At 64.3% G+C, this 17658-nt stretch carries 19 protein-coding genes and 1 tRNA gene; 10 read left to right on the top strand and 10 right to left on the bottom strand.

The annotated features are described in order from the left end of the window. Positions 1 to 19: 19 nt before the first annotated feature. Both AAHK21_RS07205 and AAHK21_RS07200 read right to left on the bottom strand, forming a co-directional pair. Positions 20 to 493 carry a peroxiredoxin gene (locus tag AAHK21_RS07205; RefSeq protein WP_367856857.1) on the bottom strand — a complete coding sequence of 158 codons (474 nt, stop codon included), beginning with the start codon at positions 491 to 493 and terminating at the stop codon, positions 20 to 22. A gap of 10 nt (positions 494 to 503) precedes the next feature. Then, positions 504 to 1064, bottom strand: coding sequence for a glycine cleavage system protein R (locus AAHK21_RS07200; RefSeq protein WP_038705592.1), 561 nt, complete (start codon positions 1062 to 1064; stop codon positions 504 to 506). 260 nt (positions 1065 to 1324) lie between these two features. Between AAHK21_RS07200 and dapA the strand changes: the two genes are divergently transcribed. From dapA to AAHK21_RS07165, 7 genes are all read left to right on the top strand, one after another. Further along, positions 1325 to 2212: a 4-hydroxy-tetrahydrodipicolinate synthase gene (gene dapA / locus AAHK21_RS07195; protein WP_217868671.1), complete on the top strand. Its 888-nt coding sequence runs from the start codon at positions 1325 to 1327 to the stop codon at positions 2210 to 2212. A 17-nt stretch (positions 2213 to 2229) separates the two neighbouring features. Next, positions 2230 to 3345 carry an outer membrane protein assembly factor BamC gene (gene bamC, locus AAHK21_RS07190; RefSeq protein ID WP_046856746.1) on the top strand — a complete coding sequence of 372 codons (1116 nt, stop codon included), beginning with the start codon at positions 2230 to 2232 and terminating at the stop codon, positions 3343 to 3345. After that, the gene (locus AAHK21_RS07185) at positions 3346 to 4104 is read left to right on the top strand and encodes an MBL fold metallo-hydrolase (protein ID WP_367856856.1); all 759 of its coding nucleotides are present in this window, start codon (positions 3346 to 3348) and stop codon (positions 4102 to 4104) included. Between the two features lie 29 nt (positions 4105 to 4133). Continuing rightward, the gene (purC, locus tag AAHK21_RS07180; RefSeq protein ID WP_367856855.1) at positions 4134 to 4844 is read left to right on the top strand and encodes a phosphoribosylaminoimidazolesuccinocarboxamide synthase; all 711 of its coding nucleotides are present in this window, start codon (positions 4134 to 4136) and stop codon (positions 4842 to 4844) included. A 91-nt stretch (positions 4845 to 4935) separates the two neighbouring features. Further along, a tRNA-Ser gene (locus AAHK21_RS07175) sits at positions 4936 to 5025 on the top strand. 228 nt (positions 5026 to 5253) lie between these two features. Further along, entirely contained in the window at positions 5254 to 5733 is a 480-nt protein-coding gene (locus AAHK21_RS07170; protein ID WP_367856854.1) for a hypothetical protein, read from the top strand. An 11-nt stretch (positions 5734 to 5744) separates the two neighbouring features. Continuing rightward, positions 5745 to 5987 carry a hypothetical protein gene (locus AAHK21_RS07165; RefSeq protein ID WP_102681691.1) on the top strand — a complete coding sequence of 81 codons (243 nt, stop codon included), beginning with the start codon at positions 5745 to 5747 and terminating at the stop codon, positions 5985 to 5987. A 180-nt stretch (positions 5988 to 6167) separates the two neighbouring features. Here the strand turns inward: AAHK21_RS07165 and AAHK21_RS07160 are convergent, their stop codons facing one another. Together AAHK21_RS07160 and AAHK21_RS07155 are read right to left on the bottom strand one after the other, a co-directional pair. Continuing rightward, positions 6168 to 6530, bottom strand: coding sequence for an addiction module antidote protein (locus AAHK21_RS07160; RefSeq protein ID WP_367856853.1), 363 nt, complete (start codon positions 6528 to 6530; stop codon positions 6168 to 6170). A gap of 2 nt (positions 6531 to 6532) precedes the next feature. Beyond that, positions 6533 to 6835 carry a type II toxin-antitoxin system RelE/ParE family toxin gene (locus AAHK21_RS07155; RefSeq protein WP_367856852.1) on the bottom strand — a complete coding sequence of 101 codons (303 nt, stop codon included), beginning with the start codon at positions 6833 to 6835 and terminating at the stop codon, positions 6533 to 6535. Positions 6836 to 7269: 434 nt separating this feature from the next. Here AAHK21_RS07155 and AAHK21_RS07150 point away from each other — a divergent pair, with 434 nt between their 5' ends. Continuing rightward, entirely contained in the window at positions 7270 to 7461 is a 192-nt protein-coding gene (locus AAHK21_RS07150; protein WP_023630554.1) for a DUF4223 family protein, read from the top strand. A gap of 327 nt (positions 7462 to 7788) precedes the next feature. Beyond that, a complete protein-coding gene (mqo, locus tag AAHK21_RS07145; RefSeq protein WP_046856710.1) occupies positions 7789 to 9426 on the top strand; it encodes a malate dehydrogenase (quinone) in 1638 nt (545 codons plus the stop codon). Positions 9427 to 9547: 121 nt separating this feature from the next. Here the strand turns inward: mqo and AAHK21_RS07140 are convergent, their stop codons facing one another. Next, positions 9548 to 9883, bottom strand: a complete 336-nt coding sequence (locus tag AAHK21_RS07140) for a helix-turn-helix transcriptional regulator (RefSeq protein ID WP_046856709.1) — start codon at positions 9881 to 9883, stop codon at positions 9548 to 9550. Positions 9884 to 9934: 51 nt separating this feature from the next. Here AAHK21_RS07140 and AAHK21_RS07135 point away from each other — a divergent pair, with 51 nt between their 5' ends. After that, positions 9935 to 11026: an NADH:flavin oxidoreductase/NADH oxidase gene (locus AAHK21_RS07135; protein ID WP_367856851.1), complete on the top strand. Its 1092-nt coding sequence runs from the start codon at positions 9935 to 9937 to the stop codon at positions 11024 to 11026. Between the two features lie 31 nt (positions 11027 to 11057). Here AAHK21_RS07135 and AAHK21_RS07130 read toward each other — a convergent pair whose 3' ends face one another. The 5 genes from AAHK21_RS07130 to AAHK21_RS07110 all read right to left on the bottom strand — a co-directional run bounded on the left by AAHK21_RS07130 (position 11058) and on the right by AAHK21_RS07110 (position 17583). Beyond that, positions 11058 to 12302 carry an NAD(P)/FAD-dependent oxidoreductase gene (locus tag AAHK21_RS07130; protein ID WP_367856850.1) on the bottom strand — a complete coding sequence of 415 codons (1245 nt, stop codon included), beginning with the start codon at positions 12300 to 12302 and terminating at the stop codon, positions 11058 to 11060. Between the two features lie 3 nt (positions 12303 to 12305). Next, the gene (locus AAHK21_RS07125) at positions 12306 to 13883 is read right to left on the bottom strand and encodes an aldehyde dehydrogenase (NADP(+)) (protein ID WP_367856849.1); all 1578 of its coding nucleotides are present in this window, start codon (positions 13881 to 13883) and stop codon (positions 12306 to 12308) included. A 144-nt stretch (positions 13884 to 14027) separates the two neighbouring features. Then, positions 14028 to 14975 carry a dihydrodipicolinate synthase family protein gene (locus AAHK21_RS07120; protein WP_367856848.1) on the bottom strand — a complete coding sequence of 316 codons (948 nt, stop codon included), beginning with the start codon at positions 14973 to 14975 and terminating at the stop codon, positions 14028 to 14030. 41 nt (positions 14976 to 15016) lie between these two features. Continuing rightward, positions 15017 to 15943, bottom strand: coding sequence for a 4-hydroxyproline epimerase (locus AAHK21_RS07115; protein WP_367856847.1), 927 nt, complete (start codon positions 15941 to 15943; stop codon positions 15017 to 15019). Between the two features lie 23 nt (positions 15944 to 15966). Then, positions 15967 to 17583 carry an APC family permease gene (locus AAHK21_RS07110; RefSeq protein ID WP_263159021.1) on the bottom strand — a complete coding sequence of 539 codons (1617 nt, stop codon included), beginning with the start codon at positions 17581 to 17583 and terminating at the stop codon, positions 15967 to 15969. Positions 17584 to 17658: the final 75 nt, after the last annotated feature.

The following is a 17658-nucleotide window of genomic DNA, read 5'->3' as shown; positions in this document are numbered from 1 at the left end:
GCAGCAGCCCCATGCGTCCTTAAGCTTTGTTCAAGGCCTCGGCCGCAGCCAGTACCGCATCCACATGCCCGGGCACCTTCACCCCGCGCCATTCCTGGCGCAGCACACCGTCCTTGTCGATCAGGAAGGTGCTGCGGTCCACGCCCAGGTACTCCTTGCCATACAGCTTCTTCAGCTTGATCACGTCGAACAGCTGGCACAGCGCCTCGTCCTTGTCGCTGATCAGCTCGAAGGGAAACGCCTGCTTGGCCTTGAAGTTCTCATGCGACTTGATGCCATCGCGCGAAACGCCGAACACCACGGTGTTGGCGGCGAGGAATGCCGCGTGCTGGTCGCGGAAACCCTGGCCTTCGGTGGTGCAGCCCGGAGTACTGTCCTTGGGGTAGAAGTACAGCACCACTTGCTGGCCTTTCAGCTCAGCCAGGCTGACGGTCTGGCCGCTGGTGGCCTGCACCTGGATATCGGCGACGGGTTGGTCGATTGCTACGGCCATGGGAGCTTCCTTAGACAGGGTTCTGTGGGCGCCACGGTTCGATCAGCGCGTCCAGGTTCAGGGCGTCGGCGAAGTCGAGGAACTGGTCGCGCAGCCAGCTGATCTGGGTGCCGGCCGGCAGGATCACGGTGAACTGGGCGTTGAGCATGCTGCTGCCGGTCTGCGGGGCGAGGTAGGTGTCGCAGGTCATGGCTTCCAGTTCGACGCGGTGGTCGAGGAAGAACTGGCACAGCTCGTTGATGATGTCCGGGCGATAGGCGGCGCTGACGTAGGCCACGTAAGGCAAGGCCTGCGGGCGCACCTCCTGGTCGGCGCTGCGGACCACGTCCAGCGTCAGCCCGTGCTTCTTGCCCAGGCCCGGCAGGGTGGCCTCGAGGCGGGCCAGGGCATCCCAGCTGCCGCCGACCTGCAGCACCAGGGCGCTGGTTTCGCCGTGGCGCGACAGGCGCGAGGTGACCACCGCGCAGCGATTGTCGAAGGCCGCGCGGCTGAGGACGTTGGCCAGCTCCATGGGGTTGGGGCCCAGGGCGCTGATGACGAGGAATTGTTCGCGAACGGTGGGGGTGGACATGCAGCATTCCTAAAGCGATGAGCGGTCGGTACAGGACGGGGGCAAGCCTCCTTTTCCAGCAGGGCCCCGGCCGGTTTGGGCGGCTGTGGACGCAGGCGAGGCGCACTGTCGACGGCCCGACGGGCCGCGCTGTATCGATCAAAGGATCAAGGGTAGCGAAAAGCGGCGCGAAGGGGAATGCTCCGCCCGCCTGCTTCGCTTGTGCAAGGCCGATGGCGCCAGTACCATTACCGCTCTCTTTTTCCGGCAGGAGCAATTACATGATTGCGGGCAGTATGGTGGCGTTGGTCACACCCATGGATGCACAAGGGCGTCTGGACTGGGACAGCCTCGACAAACTTGTAGACTTCCACCTGGAAAACGGCACCCACGCGATCGTAGCTGTCGGCACCACCGGCGAGTCCGCCACCCTGGACGTCGAAGAGCACATCCTGGTCATCAAGCACGTGGTCGAGCGGGTCAAGCACAGCAAGAAGCGGATCCCGGTAATTGCCGGTACCGGTGCCAACTCCACTGCCGAAGCCGTGCACCTGACCCAGAACGCCAAGAATGCCGGCGCCGACGCCTGCCTGCTCGTCGTGCCGTACTACAACAAGCCGACCCAGGAAGGCCTGTACCAGCACTTCAAGCACATCGCCGAAGCCGTCGACATCCCGCAGATCCTGTACAACGTGCCCGGCCGCACCTCCTGCGACATGCAGGCCGACACCGTGATCCGCCTGTCGAAGGTCAAGAACATCATCGGTATCAAGGAAGCCACCGGCGACCTGGTCCGTGCCAAGGCCATCCTGGACGGCGTCGACAAGGACTTCATCGTCCTGTCCGGCGACGATCCGACCGCCGTCGAGCTGATCCTGATGGGCGGCAAGGGCAACATCTCCGTCACCGCCAACGTCGCCCCGCGCGAAATGGCCGACCTGTGCGAGGCCGCCCTTGAGGGCAATGCCGAGAAGGCCCGCGCAATCAACGAAAAACTCATGCCGCTGCACAAAGACCTGTTCTGCGAAGCCAACCCGATCCCGGTGAAATGGGCGCTGGTTGAAATGGGCCTGATGCAACAAGGTATCCGCCTGCCGCTGACCTGGCTGAGCGAAGGCTGTCACGAAAAAGTCCGTACTGCCTTGCGCCAGTCCGGCGTACTGGTTTAATCGAGGAAGTACACCGCATGAAGCGACTGGCTGGTCTTTCCGCTCTCGCCCTGATCATTTCCAGCACCAGTGGGTGCGGTTGGCTGTGGGGCGAGGATGGCTATTTCCGCGACCGTGGCAGCGACTACCTGCAGGCGCAGCCTACCGCGCCGATGCAGCTGCCGCCGGACGCCAGCAACGTCAAGCGCCTGGATCCGCTGCTGCCGATCCCGCGCAACGTGGCCGACGATCGCGCCACTGGCGAGTTCGAGGTACCCCGTCCACAGCCGCTGTCGGCCACCGCCGACATCAGCGATTTCAGCCTGCAGCGCAGCGGCAACAGCCGTTGGGTGCTGGCCCAGCGCTCGCCCGCCGAAGTCTGGCCGGTGACCCGCCAGTTCTTCGAGGACAACGGTTTCCGCATCGCTGAAGAGCGCCCGCAGACCGGCGAATTCAACACCACCTGGCAGCGCTTCGACGAACTGTCGGCTTCCCTCGGCCAGCGCCTGGCCAGTACCTCCAGCAGCCCGGACAGCGAAGTTCGTGTGCGGGTGCGCATGGAGCCCGGCGTGCAGCGCAACACCTCCGAGGTGTATGTGGTCAGCGTCGAGCGCCCGGCCGGCAGCACTGCCGAGCCTGACTTCCCGTCCGCCTCCAGCAACACCGGCACCGACGCCCTGCTGGTCGACGAGATGCTCGCCAGCATGAACCGCAGCGCCGAGAAGGGCGGGTCGGTCTCGCTGCTGGCCGCGCGCGACTTCGATGCCCCGAGCCAGGTCAGCCTGAGCGAGGACGGCAGCGGCAACCCGGTGCTGTTCCTGGGTTCCGACCTGGACCGCGCCTGGTCCGGCGTCGGCCGCGCCCTGGAGCAGGGCGAGTGGCGCGTCGAGGACATCAACCGCAGTCTGGGCCTGTACTACATCAACCTGTCCGAGAAGCCCGACGACAAGCAGAAGGAGCCTGGCTTCTTCAGCCGCCTGTTCGGCAGCGAGCCGAGCAAGGAAGAGCGTGAAGCCCGCGCCGAGCGTTATCAGGTACGCCTGAGCAAGGTGGGTGATAACGTCCAGGTGACCGTCGAGAAGAACATCAACACCGTGGCCCCGGCCGATGTCGCCCGCCGCGTGCTGAGCGCGATCCAGGACCACCTGGGCTAAGTGCGCTTCGCGGTTCTGGGAAGCGGTAGCCAGGGAAACGGCACGCTCATCGCCAGTGGTGACACGGTCATCCTGGTCGATTGCGGCTTTTCCCTGCGCGAGACCGAGCGGCGCCTGGCGCTGCTCGGGGTTTCGGCCACGCAGCTGAGCGCGGTGCTGGTGACCCATGAACATGCCGACCACGTGCATGGCGTGGGGTTGCTGTCGCGGCGCTACAATGTACCGGTCTACCTCAGCCAGGGCACCTTGCGCGGCATGCGCAAGCCGGTGGAGGTGGCCGGTTTTCTCGGTTGCGGCGATGTCGTGCAGATCGGCGATCTGCAGGTCAGCGCGGCACGGGTCGAGCATGATGCCTACGAGCCGTTGCAGTACGTGATCAGCGACGGTCGCCGCCGCTTCGGCATGCTCACTGACCTGGGCAGCTACGACGCGCAGTTGTTGGAGCGCTATCAGGGGCTCGATGCCCTGCTGATCGAAGCCAACCATTGCCGCGACCTACTGGCCCGTGGGCATTACCCGCGCTTTCTCAAGCTGCGGGTCGGCGGCGGCCAGGGACATTTGAACAACCACCAGGCCGCGAGCCTGGTGGCCGAGTTGGGCTGGCAAAACCTGCAGCACCTGGTGCTGGCCCACCTCAGCAGCAAGAACAACCTGCCACATCTGGCCCGCCAGTGCTTCGTCGACGCCCTCGGGTGCGACCCGGACTGGCTCCAGGTGGCGAATCAGGATCAAGGGCTCGACTGGCGCCAAATCGCCTAGCCCACCTACTCAAGCAAGCGGAGCCCATCATGGAAAAACGCGACGAACTCTACCGCGGCAAGGCCAAATCGGTTTACAAGACCGACGACGCCGACCGCTTGATCCTGCTGTTCCGTAACGACACCTCGGCGTTCGACGGCAAGCGCATCGAGCAACTCGACCGCAAGGGCATGGTGAACAACAAGTTCAACGCCTTCATCATGCAGAAGCTCGAAGAAGCCGGCGTGCCGACCCAGTTCGACAAGCTGCTGGGCGACAGCGAGTGCCTGGTGAAAAAGCTCGATATGATTCCGGTCGAGTGCGTAGTGCGCAACTACGCCGCCGGTAGCCTGGTCAAGCGCCTGGGCGTGGAGGAGGGCATCAAGCTGGAGCCGTCCACCTTCGAGCTGTTCCTGAAGAACGACGAGAAGGGCGACCCCTTCATCAACGAATCCCACGTCGTCGCCTTCGGCTGGGGCACCGCCGAGCAACTGGTGGAGATGAAGAAGCTGTCGTTGAAGGTCAACCAAGTGCTGAGCAAGCTGTTCGACGACGCAGGCCTGCTGCTGGTCGACTTCAAGCTGGAGTTCGGCGTGTTCCACGGCCAGATCGTCCTGGGCGACGAATTCAGCCCGGACGGCTGCCGCCTGTGGGACAAAGAGACCCGCAAGAAGATGGACAAGGACCGCTTCCGCCAGGGCCTGGGCGACGTGATCGAAGCCTACGAAGAAGTTGCCAAGCGCCTGGGCGTGCCGCTGTAAGCGGCCCGTTCACGCAAGCGCCTGATACCACGCGAATTTTTTTCAAAAAAGGTTTGCCAGAAACGAAATCGCTGGTATGATGCGCGCCATTGGAGAGATGCCGGAGTGGTCGAACGGGACGGATTCGAAATCCGTTGTACTGGCAACAGTACCTAGGGTTCAAATCCCTATCTCTCCGCCATACATGAGAAAGCCCCGAGATTAACGTCTCGGGGCTTTTTTCATTGCCTGTATTTTTTGTGGCGACTCGCTGATAGCGTGCGTCAGCATCGGGTCCGCGTTCCTGGAAAAGGAATACTGACAGTAGGGCAATCGCTAGCCTGCGGCGCTTGCTGGCAACCTGCCACGATTTGCAGCGGCACTGCTCTCGTAGAGAATCGCGCCCTTTGTTTTCGTAAGGATGCGTGCAATGAAGTTCGAAGGGACTTTCCAATACATGGGCAATCACGGGATCGTCTTCAACGTCTCGCAGATCACCCTGACCGACAGCGAGCGTGGGCGTTTGCGCGAGCTGCATTTCGGCGAAGCTAAAAGTGCCCACTACGAGGTCAACAGCAAGGTCGTCGAGACGTACGACAGGATGCTGGCCAAGGGGTTGCCATGCGTGATGAAAATCGGCATCTCCAAGCCGCTGACCCGGCAGCAGGGCGATACCCTCAATTCCCAGCGCACCAAGGTCGCCAACCTTGCCGCCTCGGCGTTTGCCGCGGCCGCCAGTTCTGTAGCATCGCCGTATGTTGGCGTGCCGGTGGGCGCTGGGGTGCGTGCCTATGCCAATGACGTCCTGCCCACCTACCATGCTGGCGATGTGTTGGTCAGCATCGAGGCGCAGGTCAATGGCGGCATCGGTCCGCAGCACTCCACTTCGACCCTGATCATCAAGACCTGAGGGAGGCGCCTGTGTCCGAAATTACCTATGCGGTCATCGCCCTGGTGCTTTATGGCCTGCTGGATCGGTTCCTCAGGCCCTACCCGCTGCGCAAGTGGCTGGGGGTGGCGCTGGTGGTGGTTGGTTTCGCCGGTTGCATCATTGTTAGCCAAGCCCGTTTGTTCGGGTTGGACCTGGGATTGCTGTCGGTCCTTGCCACCGGGTTGGGCGTGGGCCTGTTCGTGAGGCGACGGCGATTCGAGCAGGTTGGTTGATGCAATAAAGGTCTGTATTGATTTCTTTGCTGAAAGCCCCGTAGTTCGCGCTACGGGGCTATTTGCATCAAACAGCGGGGCTGTTGGTTACTGCGTGGGAAACATCTTGCGACAGTGCTTTGGCCATGCCGGCTCGACTCTTTTCAGGCAACTCCGTTTTCACTTCATGCCCTCGCCTGTTTATTGGATTCCCTTGTTGCAGGCGTTGGCGGTCTCGAGCGGCCTGACCGTCAACTCCACCCCTAGTGCAAGCATCAGCTTCTGGACGGTAGCGAAGCGTGTCTTGTCCCCTCCCTTGAGCGTTTTATAGAGCGACTCGCGGTTAACACCTGCATCCTGGGCAAACTGATTTACACCGATGGCCTTGGCGACTTCAGCGATGGCCTGCATCAGCGTCTGGGCATCGTTGCTGTGCAAGGCTTCTGCCAGGAAGGCGGCAATGGTTTCGGGGGTGTCGAGGAAGCGGGAGGCCTCGAAGCGGGTTGTGTTGCTCAGTTCCAGGTCAAGGATTGGCATATCGCCAGACTCGGCTTTTCTATTCATCTTCATTTACCTCGCAGGGCATCGAGAATTTCCTTCGCTCGCTTGATGCCTCTGCCTTGATCAGTTTTGTCACTACCGTAGAGCATCAAATAGCGCGCCATGCCTGTGCGCACATAGTAGATGCGGTAGCCAGGCCCGATGAACACGCGCATTTCGCTGACACCGTCGCCGACGGGTTCGGTGTCGCCGAAGTTGCCACCTTCTGCGCGGAGAATCCGTACCGCAATAGCACCTTTGCCGATGGGGTCCTTGACGCTATCGAGCCAGGATTCGAATTCTGGCGTTGTGTCGATCAGGTTGCTCATGCATGAAAGTAGCCTACTGGCTACTCCTTGTCCATGTGGGGGATTTTCGGATCAGGCGCCAAGCCGGACGACGCTTGATTAAGCGCAGTGACGGCCTGAGGCTAGAGAGCGATTCGCTCGGTTGCAACGCTTTGAAGGAAGGGGACATCCGACTCGGAAAAGGACTACGGGCAGAGGGAAGTCCATGCTTTTCAGTCGGGATGCGCGTCAGTCCCAGGGATTCAGCTATTTCCGGTAAGCGCGATCTGTGCGAACCACGCCAACCTGTAACGTTTTAGCAAGTAGTTCAACTCGCTTAGTTGCCGTGCCATCAACTTGTTAGTTGACCCCCGTCAACTAGTGCACCTGTACTAATGCCTTTCATTCTCACCGCCATTTCCCGTATGATCCGCGCGCCATCCGTTTGATGGTGGATCATGGACTAAAGGATTTTTATGAAAAAGCTGATCAAAGCTACTGTCGCTGTTGCTGTCGTTTCGGGCGTTGCCCTGCTGTCCGGCTGCACCGGCCAGGTCTACAACCAGCCTAAGAACTGCTCGTACGACTACCTGTTCCACCCATCGGTTTCCATCTCCAAGATCATCGGCGGCTGCGGCCCGATCGATAAACTGCCTCAGCAGCAGTAATCTTGGGATTACCCTGATCCGGCCGTTCACGGCCTGATCCAAGACCCCCGACCATGGATGTGGCCGGGGGTTTTTGTTTTCCGGGGCGTGGTGGCTTGTCGCGTGGCAACCTGTCGTCTTGACGCCCCTGCCCGCGTTTGTTTGTGCTGGCAATTCGGTTACAATCCGTAAATCGTTTCAGCCTTGTCGGTCAATCCGACCAAAGGCTGGCGCGTCCAATGTCTCTCTGGCTGCTGAACAATGATCACAACAAGCCTGCGCTGAAGAACATGGAATACCTGGGCCAGCCACAGGCCCACCCTCCGTTCTACTGACTGGAATCGATCAATGTTCAAGAAAGCTGGCAAGACCTTGCTGGGTCTGGCTGTCGCGGCGAGCTTCATGCAAGCGCACGCCGCCGACACCAAGAAAGTCGACGTGCTGCTGGTTGGCGGCGGCATCATGAGCTCCACCCTGGCTGTCTGGCTCAACGAGCTGGAGCCAAGCTGGTCGATGGAGATGGTCGAGCGCCTGGACGGCGTCGCCGAAGAAAGCTCCAACGGCTGGAACAACGCCGGTACCGGCCACTCCGCGCTGGCCGAGCTGAACTACACCCCGGAAGACAAAGACGGCAACGTCAACATCACCAAGGCCATCGAGATCAACGAGTCGTTCCAGATCTCCCGCCAGTTCTGGGCCTGGCAAGTACGCCAGGGCGTGCTGAAGAACCCGCACTCGTTCATCAACACCACCCCGCACATGAGCTTCGTCTGGGGCGATGACAACATCAAGTTCCTGAAGAAGCGCTACGACGCCCTGCAGGCCAGCCCGCTGTTCCGTCCGATGCAGTACTCCGAGGACCACGCGCAGATCGCCAAGTGGGTCCCGCTGATGATGGAAGGCCGTGACCCGAACCAGAAGCTGGCGGTCACCTGGACGCCGATCGGCACCGACGTCAACTTCGGCGAGATCACCCGCCAGTTCGTTGGCAGCCTGCAGACCAAAGAGAACTTCGACCTGAAGCTCTCCACCGAAGTGCAGGACATCACCCGCAACGAAGACGGCTCCTGGCACGTCGAGTACAAGAACCTGAAGGACGGTACCGAATCGGCCACCGACGCCAAGTTCCTGTTCATCGGTGCCGGCGGCGGCGCGCTGAAGCTGCTGCAGAAGTCGGGCATCCCCGAGGCCAAGGAATACGCAGGCTTCCCGGTGGGTGGCTCGTTCCTGGTGACCGAGAACCCGACCGTTGCCATGCAGCACATGGCCAAGGCCTACGGCATCGCCTCGACCGGCGCGCCACCCATGTCGGTCCCGCACCTGGACACCCGTGTGCTGGATGGCAAGCGCGTGATCCTGTTCGGGCCATTCGCCACCTTCTCGACCAAGTTCCTGAAGAACGGCTCGTACCTGGACCTGCTGAGCAGCGCCACCACCCACAACGTCTGGCCGATGGCCCGCGTCGGCATCGACCAGTACCCGTTGGTCGAGTATCTCGCTGGCCAACTGATGCAGTCCGACGACGACCGTTTCGCCGCCCTGCAGACCTACTTCCCGAACGCCAAGAAGGAAGACTGGAAGCTGTGGCAGGCCGGTCAGCGCGTGCAGATCATCAAGCGTGACGAAGAGAAGGGCGGCGTGCTGAAGCTGGGCACCGAGGTCGTGGCTTCCCAGGACCGCACCATCGCCGGCCTGCTGGGCGCCTCGCCAGGTGCCTCGACCGCCGCGCCGATCATGCTCAACGTGCTCGAAACCGTGTTCAAGGAGAAGGTCGCCACCCCTGAGTGGCAGGCCAAGATCAAGGAAATCGTGCCGAGCTACGGTACCAAGCTGAACGCATCGGCTGCCGCCACTCAGAAAGAGTGGGACTACACCGCCGAAGTGCTGCAGCTGGAGAAGCCGCCGGTGCTCGATCAGAGCGTCAAGACCACCGCCGCCCCAGGCGCACCGGTCGAGAGCAAGCCTGCGAACGACATGGCGCTGTAAGGCCCATGGTTGCCGGGCTTGCCCGGCAACACCAACCACGAGGATCGCCCCTGGCGGCCTCGTGGTTTTTTTGTGCCTGGACTATCGATGGAAACGGCTCCCGCCGCTGGCAGGCCGGGGTTCAACGCTGTTCGAGAATGCTGCCCAGCAACCCTGGAAAACGGCTTTCGAGCTCATCGCTGCGTAACGAGTTCATGTGCGTGGTACCGACATTGCGGGTGTACACCAGCCCCGAGTCACGCAGTACACGGAAGTGATGGGACATGCTCGACTTGGGCCGGCCGCCGTCCAGCTCGCCGCAGCTGGCTTCGGCAACACCCGCCAGGCGGCGCACGATATCCATGCGCACAGGGTCGCTCAGCGCGTAGAGCAGGCGCTCCAGCGTCAGGTCTTCGGGATTGGGGTGGGTATAGGCTCGCATGGTCGACATGATAACGGGGGTTTCACAAATTGCCATAGTTCGAATATGATCGAACAATCGTATCCACCCTGTCCCTGGAGTTACCTCATGGCCGCCTTGTTCGAACCCTACACCCTCAAAGACGTCACCCTGCGCAACCGCATCGCCATTCCGCCGATGTGCCAGTACATGGCCGAAGATGGCCTGATCAATGACTGGCACCAGGTGCATTACGCAGGCCTGGCCCGTGGTGGTGCCGGCCTGGTGGTGGTCGAGGCCACCGCGGTGTCCCCGGAAGGGCGCATCACCCCCGGCTGCGCCGGGATCTGGAACGACACCCAGGCCCAGGCGTTCGTGCCGGTGGTCAAGGCGATCAAGGCCGCCGGCTCCGTGCCGGGCATCCAGATCGCCCACGCCGGGCGCAAGGCCAGCGCCAACCGCCCCTGGGAAGGTGACGACCACATCGCCGCCGACGATGCCCGCGGCTGGGACACCATCGCCCCGTCCGCCATCGCCTTCGGCGCCCACCTGCCGAAAGTGCCGAAGGCCATGACCCTGGACGATATCGCCCGGGTCAAGCAGGACTTCGTCGATGCCGCACGGCGTGCCCGCGATGCAGGTTTCGAATGGATCGAGCTGCACTTTGCCCATGGTTACCTGGGCCAGAGCTTCTTCTCCGAGCATTCCAACCAGCGCACCGATGCCTACGGCGGCAGCTTCGACAACCGCACGCGCTTCCTTTTGGAAACCCTGGCCGCCGTGCGTGAGGTGTGGCCGGAGAACCTGCCGCTGACCGCTCGCTTTGGCGTGCTGGAGTATGACGGCCGTGACGAGCAGACCCTGCAGGAATCCATCGAACTGGCGCGCCGGTTCAAGGCCGGTGGCCTGGACCTGCTGAGCGTCAGCGTCGGTTTCACCATTCCCGAGACCAACATCCCGTGGGGGCCGGCGTTCATGGGCCCGATCGCCGAACGTGTGCGTCGCGAGGCCAAGCTGCCGGTGACTTCGGCCTGGGGCTTCGGTACCCCGGAGCTGGCCGAAGGCGCGTTGCAGGCCAACCAGCTGGACCTGGTGTCGGTGGGGCGTGCGCACCTGGCTGACCCGCACTGGCCGTATGCCGCTGCCAAGGCCCTGGGCGTGGACAAGGCTTCGTGGACCTTGCCAGCGCCTTATGCGCACTGGCTCGAGCGTTATCGCTGAGTGAGGCAGGGGCCGCCACGCGGCCCCCGTTTCAAAACCGGCTCAATCGATAGGCGCTGATTTGCGGGCAGTCTTCGCCATTTACCAACCGCCCCATCCATTCCGCCGTCACCGCCGCCTGGGTCAACCCCAGGTGCTGGTGCCCGAACGCCAGCAACACCTTGCCATCGGCCACCCGGTCGATCACCGGCAGCGAATCCGGCAACGAAGGCCGGAACCCCATCCACGGCGTCGCCCCCTCGGCATCCAGTTCGCGCCGGAACAAACCCTTGCTCAACCTGTGCAGTTGCCACGCCCGCTGCATGCTCGGCGGCGCCTCGAGCCCGGCGAACTCCACCGTGCCGGCCAGGCGCAGGCCTTCGGCCATGGGCGTCATGATGAACTTGCGCTCCAGCGAGGTGACGGCAAACGGCAGGCGCTGCTGCTCCGCCGGTAGCATCAGGTGGTAGCCGCGCTCGGTATCCAGGGGCACTCGCCGGCCGGTCAGGGTAGCGGTGAGCTTGGCCGAGTGGGCGCCGGCGCTGATCAACACCTGGCTGGCCTCGACGGGGCCCTGGTCGCTGGCAAGGCTGACGCCCTGGCCATGCACCCGGCCGCCACTGACCTCGGCGCGAAGAAAGCGTACGCCGCTGGCCCTTGCGGCGCTGAACAGTTCGCAGACCACTTGATAGGGGTCGAGGAAGTGACCGGTGCGCGGGAAGAACAGGCCACCCAGGATCGACGGGCTCAACTGCGGCGCCGTTTCGCTCACCGCCTCTGCCGACCACAGGTCCACGGGTACGCCCTGTGCCTGCATGCGGGCGCGCAACGCCGCGAGGGCTTGGCGCGATTCATGGCGTTCGAACACCAGCAGCGACCCGTCTTCCTTGAGCAAGGGGCTGCGGTCGATGGAGGCGAGCAGCCGTTGCCAGGCGCCAAGGCTGTTTTCATTCAACGCCCGAATGCCCGCCACGCTGCGCTGGAACGGCGCCGGGCGTAGGTTCAGCAGCAGCCGGGTGAACCAGGGCAGGGCGCGGGGCAGGTACTTCCAGTCCAGGCGCAGCGGGCCCATCGGGTCCAGCAACATCGCCGGCAGGCGCTTGAGGATCGACAGGTCGGCGATGGGAAACACCTGCTCGGTGGCCAGATGCCCAGCGTTGCCATACGAAGCGCCATGGCCCGGAGCCTGGCGATCGATCAGCAGCACCCGGCGGCCCTGGCGTGCCAGCTGCAGGGCGCAGGCGACGCCGACGATGCCTGCGCCGACCACGGCGATGTCCGTGTCAGTGGCGGTCATGGTTCAGGCTTCCCGCTGGCCATCGAGCAGCCGCCGCAGGTGCAGCGGATTGGCCTGCTGCAATGCACCGGGCAGCAGGGCGTCGGGGAAGTCCTGGTAGCACACCGGGCGCAGGAAGCGCAGGATCGCCGCAGTGCCCACCGAGGTACTGCGGGCGTCCGAGGTGGCCGGGAACGGGCCGCCATGGACCATAGCGTCGCTGACCTCGACTCCGGTCGGCCAGCCATTGACCAGGATCCGCCCGGCCTTGCGTTCGAGGGTCGGCAGCAGGCGACGGGCAATGTGCAGATCGGCCTCGTCCAGGTGCAGGGTGGCGGTCAGTTGGCCTTCCAGATGCTCGGCTACCTGGCGGATTTGCTCATCGTTGTCGCATGCCACCACCAGCGAGGCGGCGCCGAACACTTCGGCTTGCAGCGTAGGGTCGGCAAGAAACGCCTGCGCGGTGGTGACGAACAACTGAGCCTGGCACTGGTTCGGCCCCTGCGCCGCCAGGCCGCTCGCCGCGCAGCGGGCATTTTGGTTTTCGCTCAATGCTGCCACGCCGTCAGCATAGGCATTGGCGATACCCGGGGTGAGCATGGTTTGCGCCGCCGCTTGGCCAACATGGGCGCTGGCGGCAACCAGGAAATGCTCAAGGGCCGGGCCCTGCCGGGCGACCACCAGCCCGGGATTGGTGCAGAACTGGCCGGCGCCTTGGGTCAGAGAAGTGACAAAGCCTTGCGCCAGGGCTTCACTGCGCGAGCGCAAGGCGCCATCGAACAGGAACACTGGGTTGATAGCGCTCATTTCGGCATAGACCGGGATCGGCTCCGGACGCGCCTGGGCCGCCTGGCAAAGGGCGAGGCCACCGCTGCGTGAACCAGTGAAACCGACCGCCTTGATACGTGGATCAGTGACCAGGCCGATGCCCACTTCACGGCCCGCGCCGTACAACAGGGAAAACACGCCTTCGGGCAGTTCGCACTGCGCGACAGCCCGGGCCACGGCCTGGCCGACCAGCTCGCTGGTGCCGGGGTGGGCGGCGTGGGCCTTGACCACCACCGGGCAGCCCGCGGCCAGTGCCGAGGCGGTGTCGCCGCCGGCCACCGAGAAGGCCAGCGGGAAGTTGCTGGCGCCAAACACCGCCACCGGGCCCAGGGCCACCTGGCGTTGGCGCAGGTCCGGGCGGGGCAGGGGCTGGCGCTCGGGCAGGGCATTGTCCACGCGTACATCCAGCCACTCACCGGCGCGTACCACCCGGGCGAAGGTGCGCAGCTGGGCGCAGGTGCGGCCACGCTCACCCAGCAGGCGGGCCTTGGGCAGGCCGGTCTCGGCGTGGGCGCGGTCGATCAGCGCATCGCCCAGTGCTTCGATCTGTTCGGCGATGGTTTCGAGAAAACCGGCGCGCTGTTCGAGGGGCGTTTCGCGGTAGGTATCGAATGCCGCCCAGGCCAGGGCGCAGGCCTGAGCCACCTGTTCGCCGCTGGCGCCGGCATAGGCGGGTTCCAGGGCCTGGTTGCTGCTCGGGTCGATGGCGCGGATCGCTTCGCGGTTGCCGGGCACGGCACGCTGGCCGATCAGCAGGTTGCCTGTCAGGGTCATGGGGCGTCCTTTGGGATTGAGTTTGGGAGAAAGCGGGCCGCTGTGCGGCCCATCGCCGGCAAGCCGGCTCCCACAGGTACTGCGCAAGGCTTGAAGCTTGTGGGCGCTGGCTTGCTGGCGATGGGGGCGAAGCAGCTCCTGGAGTCAGGCCTGGTTCTGTTCGGCCGACCAGCTGGCGTACCAGCTGCGGAACAGCGCGTACTGCTGCTCGGCATAGTTGCGCTGGGCGTCGCTGAGGGCATCGGTTTCGTTGAAGTGCAGGCGGTACTCGGTGTCGCCGTTGAGCACCATCAGGTGCTTGTAGTACAGCACCAGATCGCAGCCTTCATCGAACGACGACAGTACCGCCAGCGCTGCTTCCAGCTCACGTGCCTGACGCCGGGCCTTGGCATCGCCCTTGGCGGCGCGCTTGCTCAGGCTGACCAGTTGCAGCACTTCGCGGGGCAGGGCGTTGCCGATGCCGGTGATGGCGCCGGTGGCGTTGCAGTTGACGAAGCCATGCACTACTTGCGTGTCGACGCCGACCATCAGGGTCACGGCGTCGTCCTGGGAGGTGATGTGCTCGGCGGCGTAGCGAAGGTCGGCGCCACCGCCGAACTCCTTGAAGCCGATCAGGTTCGGGTACTCGCGGCGCAGTTCGAAGAACAGGTCGGCGCGGGTGGCGAAGCCGTAGTAGGGGCTGTTGTAGATCACCGCCGGCAGCTTCGGCGCGGCGGCGAGGATTGCCGAGAAATGGTGCTTCTGGGCGATCAGCGAGGCGCCGCGGGACAGCACGCGGGGGATGACCATCAGGCCGGCGGCACCGACCTTGGCGGCGTGGGCGGCATGGGATACGGCTTCGCGGGTGTTCACCGCGCCGGTGCCGACGATGGTCGGGATGCCGGCGGCCACCAGGCGCGCCACGCCTTCCTGGCGCTCGGCCTCGGTCAGCAGCGGCCAGTCGCCCATCGAGCCGCAGTACACCACCGCGCTCATGCCGGCGTCGATCAGTTCGCGGCCCTTGCGCACCAGGGCGTCGAAGTCCGGCTTGCGCTCGGCGGTGCAGGGGGTCATCAGGGCGGGCATGGTGCCGGTGAAGATGTTGTCGGTCATTGTTGTCACTCCTGGCGGTATTCAGTGGGAAATGAACGGGGTCAGATGCCCCAGGCGAACGGATCCTGTTCGTCGATCAGCAGGGTGCTGTCGGCGGTCATGTGGGCGCGGCCGGTGATGAACGGGCGAATGCGCTCGCCGTCGCGTTCGTAGCGGCCCTGGAAGCGGCTACCGGTGATGCTGGCCTGGACCCAGGTCTGGCCTTCGGCGAGCGTGCCGTCGGCGGCCAGGCACGCCAGCTTGGCGCTGGTGCCGGTGCCACAGGGCGAGCGGTCGTAGGCCTTGCCGGGGCACATGACGAAGTTGCGGCTGTCGGCGTTGGCGTCGTCGGCGAACAGCTCGACATGGTCGATCGGGGCGCCGTCCTCGCCGCTGATGCCTTGTGCTTCGAGGGCCTTGAGCAGGGCCCAGGTGTAGTCGGTGAGGGCTTCGCGGTTGTCCAGCTCGATACGCTGGCCGTGGTCGGAGACCAGGAAGAACCAGTTGCCGCCCCAGGCGATGTCGCCATGCACCTGGCCATGCCCAGGCACTTGCACCGCTACCTGCCGGCGGTAGCGGTAGGACGGCACGTTGCCGACAGTGACGGAGCCGTCGCCATGCAAGGTGGCGCTGACCTGGCCGACCGGTGTATCGATCTTGTGCACGCCAGGCTCGATCAGGCCGAGGTGGCTCAGCGAAGCAACCAGGCCGATGGTGCCGTGACCGCACATGTTCAGGTAGCCGGCGTTGTTGAAGAAGATCACCCCGCAGGTCGCATCCGCGGACACCGGAGGGCAGTACAGCGCGCCCACCAGCACATCGTTGCCGCGCGGCTCCAGCAGGCAGGCGCGGCGCCAGTGGTCGTGCAGCTCGCGCAGTTCGTCGCGCTGCTCGGCCATGCTGTGGCCGTGCAGTGGCGGGAAGCCCTTCATCACCAGGCGGGTCGGTTCGCCGCCGGTGTGGGAGTCGATGACATGAACCTGTTTCATCAGCGTGTCCATTGTGTAGTGGGTCAGGAGGCGACAGCGGCGGGCTGTCGGCCGGCATGGGTTTCGCTGCTGGCTTCGCTTTCGTCGTCGCCATCGAGGCGCACCAGCCGCGCCGGCACGCCGGTGGCGGCGCCCCAGTAGTAGATGCCCAGGGCACTGGCAGCCACGACCACGGTATCCAGCGGGTGGCCGATCACGCCCAGGCCACCGAAGCTGCCCAGCCAGGAGAGGAAAATGGTCACGGCGTAGAAGCCGATCAGCCAGGCCGACGAGCGCACCTGCTGGCCCAGCGACAGGTGTTCGGTAGGCACGAAGCGGCGGCACAGCAGGTACAGCACGAACATCACGATCTGCAGCGCCAGCAGCCAGGACACGGTGTTCCAGCCCGACCAGTAGACGATCAGCGCGGCGATGATGAACGACAGTGGGCCGAGCACGCCCATGCCCTTGACCCGGAACGGCCGGGCCATGTCCGGGGCGCTGCGGCGCAGGGCGGCCACGGACACCGGGGCCACGGCATAGCTCAGCACCAGGGCTGCGGAGACCACGTTGATCAGCGCCTCCCACGACGGGAACGGCAGGGTCCAGAACACCGCCAGGGCGAAGGTCAGCCACAGCGCCGGGCGCGGGATGCCGGACTGCTCGTCGATGCGGGTGAAGTACTTGAAGAAGGTGCCGGTCTGCGCCCAGCCGTAGATCACTCGCGGGGTGGCGTTCATGTAGATGTTGCCGCAGCCGCTGGGCGAGATCACCGCGTCGGCCACCACCAGGTAGGCCAGCCAGCCGACGCCCAGGGCCAGGGCGATGTCACGGTAGGGCAGGGCCAGTTCTTTGGTCACCCCGGCCCAGCCGTTGGCAATCATCTCGGTCGGCACGCTGCCGAGGAACGCCAGTTGCAGCAGGGCATAGATCGCGGTGGACAGCAGCACCGAGAGAATCAGCGCGATGGGGATGGTGCGCTGCGGGTTCTTCACCTCGCTGGCCACCGAGATGATCGGGGTCAGGCCCAGGTAGGCGAAGATGATGCCGCCGGCCGACACCGCCATCTCCACCCCGGACAGGCCGAACGGGGCGAAGCCCTGGACCTCGAAGTTCTCCGGTTTGAAGAAGGTGAACAGCACGCCGATCACCAGCAGCGGCACGATGAACTTGAACACGCTGACCAGGTTGTTGGCCTTGGCGAAGGTCTTCACGCTGCGGTAGTTGAGCACGAAGAACAGCCCCAGCAGGGCGAACTGCACCAGCCAGCCGAGCACCGTCGGGTCGCTGGAGCCGCTCTTGGTCAGCGCCGGAAACCAGGCCGCGGCGTACTGGCGCGAGGCGACCACCTCGATGGCGATCAGGCTGGAGAAGGCGATCAGGGTGATGAAACCCATCAGGTAGCCCAGCAGCGGGCCGTGGGAGTACACCGGGTAGCGCACCACGCCGCCGGCCCGTGGCAGGGCGGCGCCGAGCTCGCAGTAGACGATGCCCAGCAACAGCACGGCGAAACCGCCGAGGAACCAGGAGAGGATGCCGGCCGGCCCGGCGATGGCCGAGACGTGGCTGGCGGCGAACAGCCAGCCCGAGCCGAAGATCGCGCCGAGGCCGATGAAGGTGAGGTCCAGCAGTGACAGCTGTTTCTTGAATTTGCCTGACATGGGTGCGCCTTCTTGTAGGTTTTGGATAGGCAGGTCTGATGTCACGATGCGGCGGCATGCGCCGCGTTCTTGTAG

This window comes from Pseudomonas sp. TE50-2 (assembly GCF_040813665.1).
In the GTDB taxonomy this organism is placed as follows: Bacteria; Pseudomonadota; Gammaproteobacteria; order Pseudomonadales; family Pseudomonadaceae; genus Aquipseudomonas; species Aquipseudomonas soli.
The sequence above is the reverse complement of the archived record's forward strand: the minus strand, read 5'-3'. Positions and strand labels throughout refer to the sequence as shown.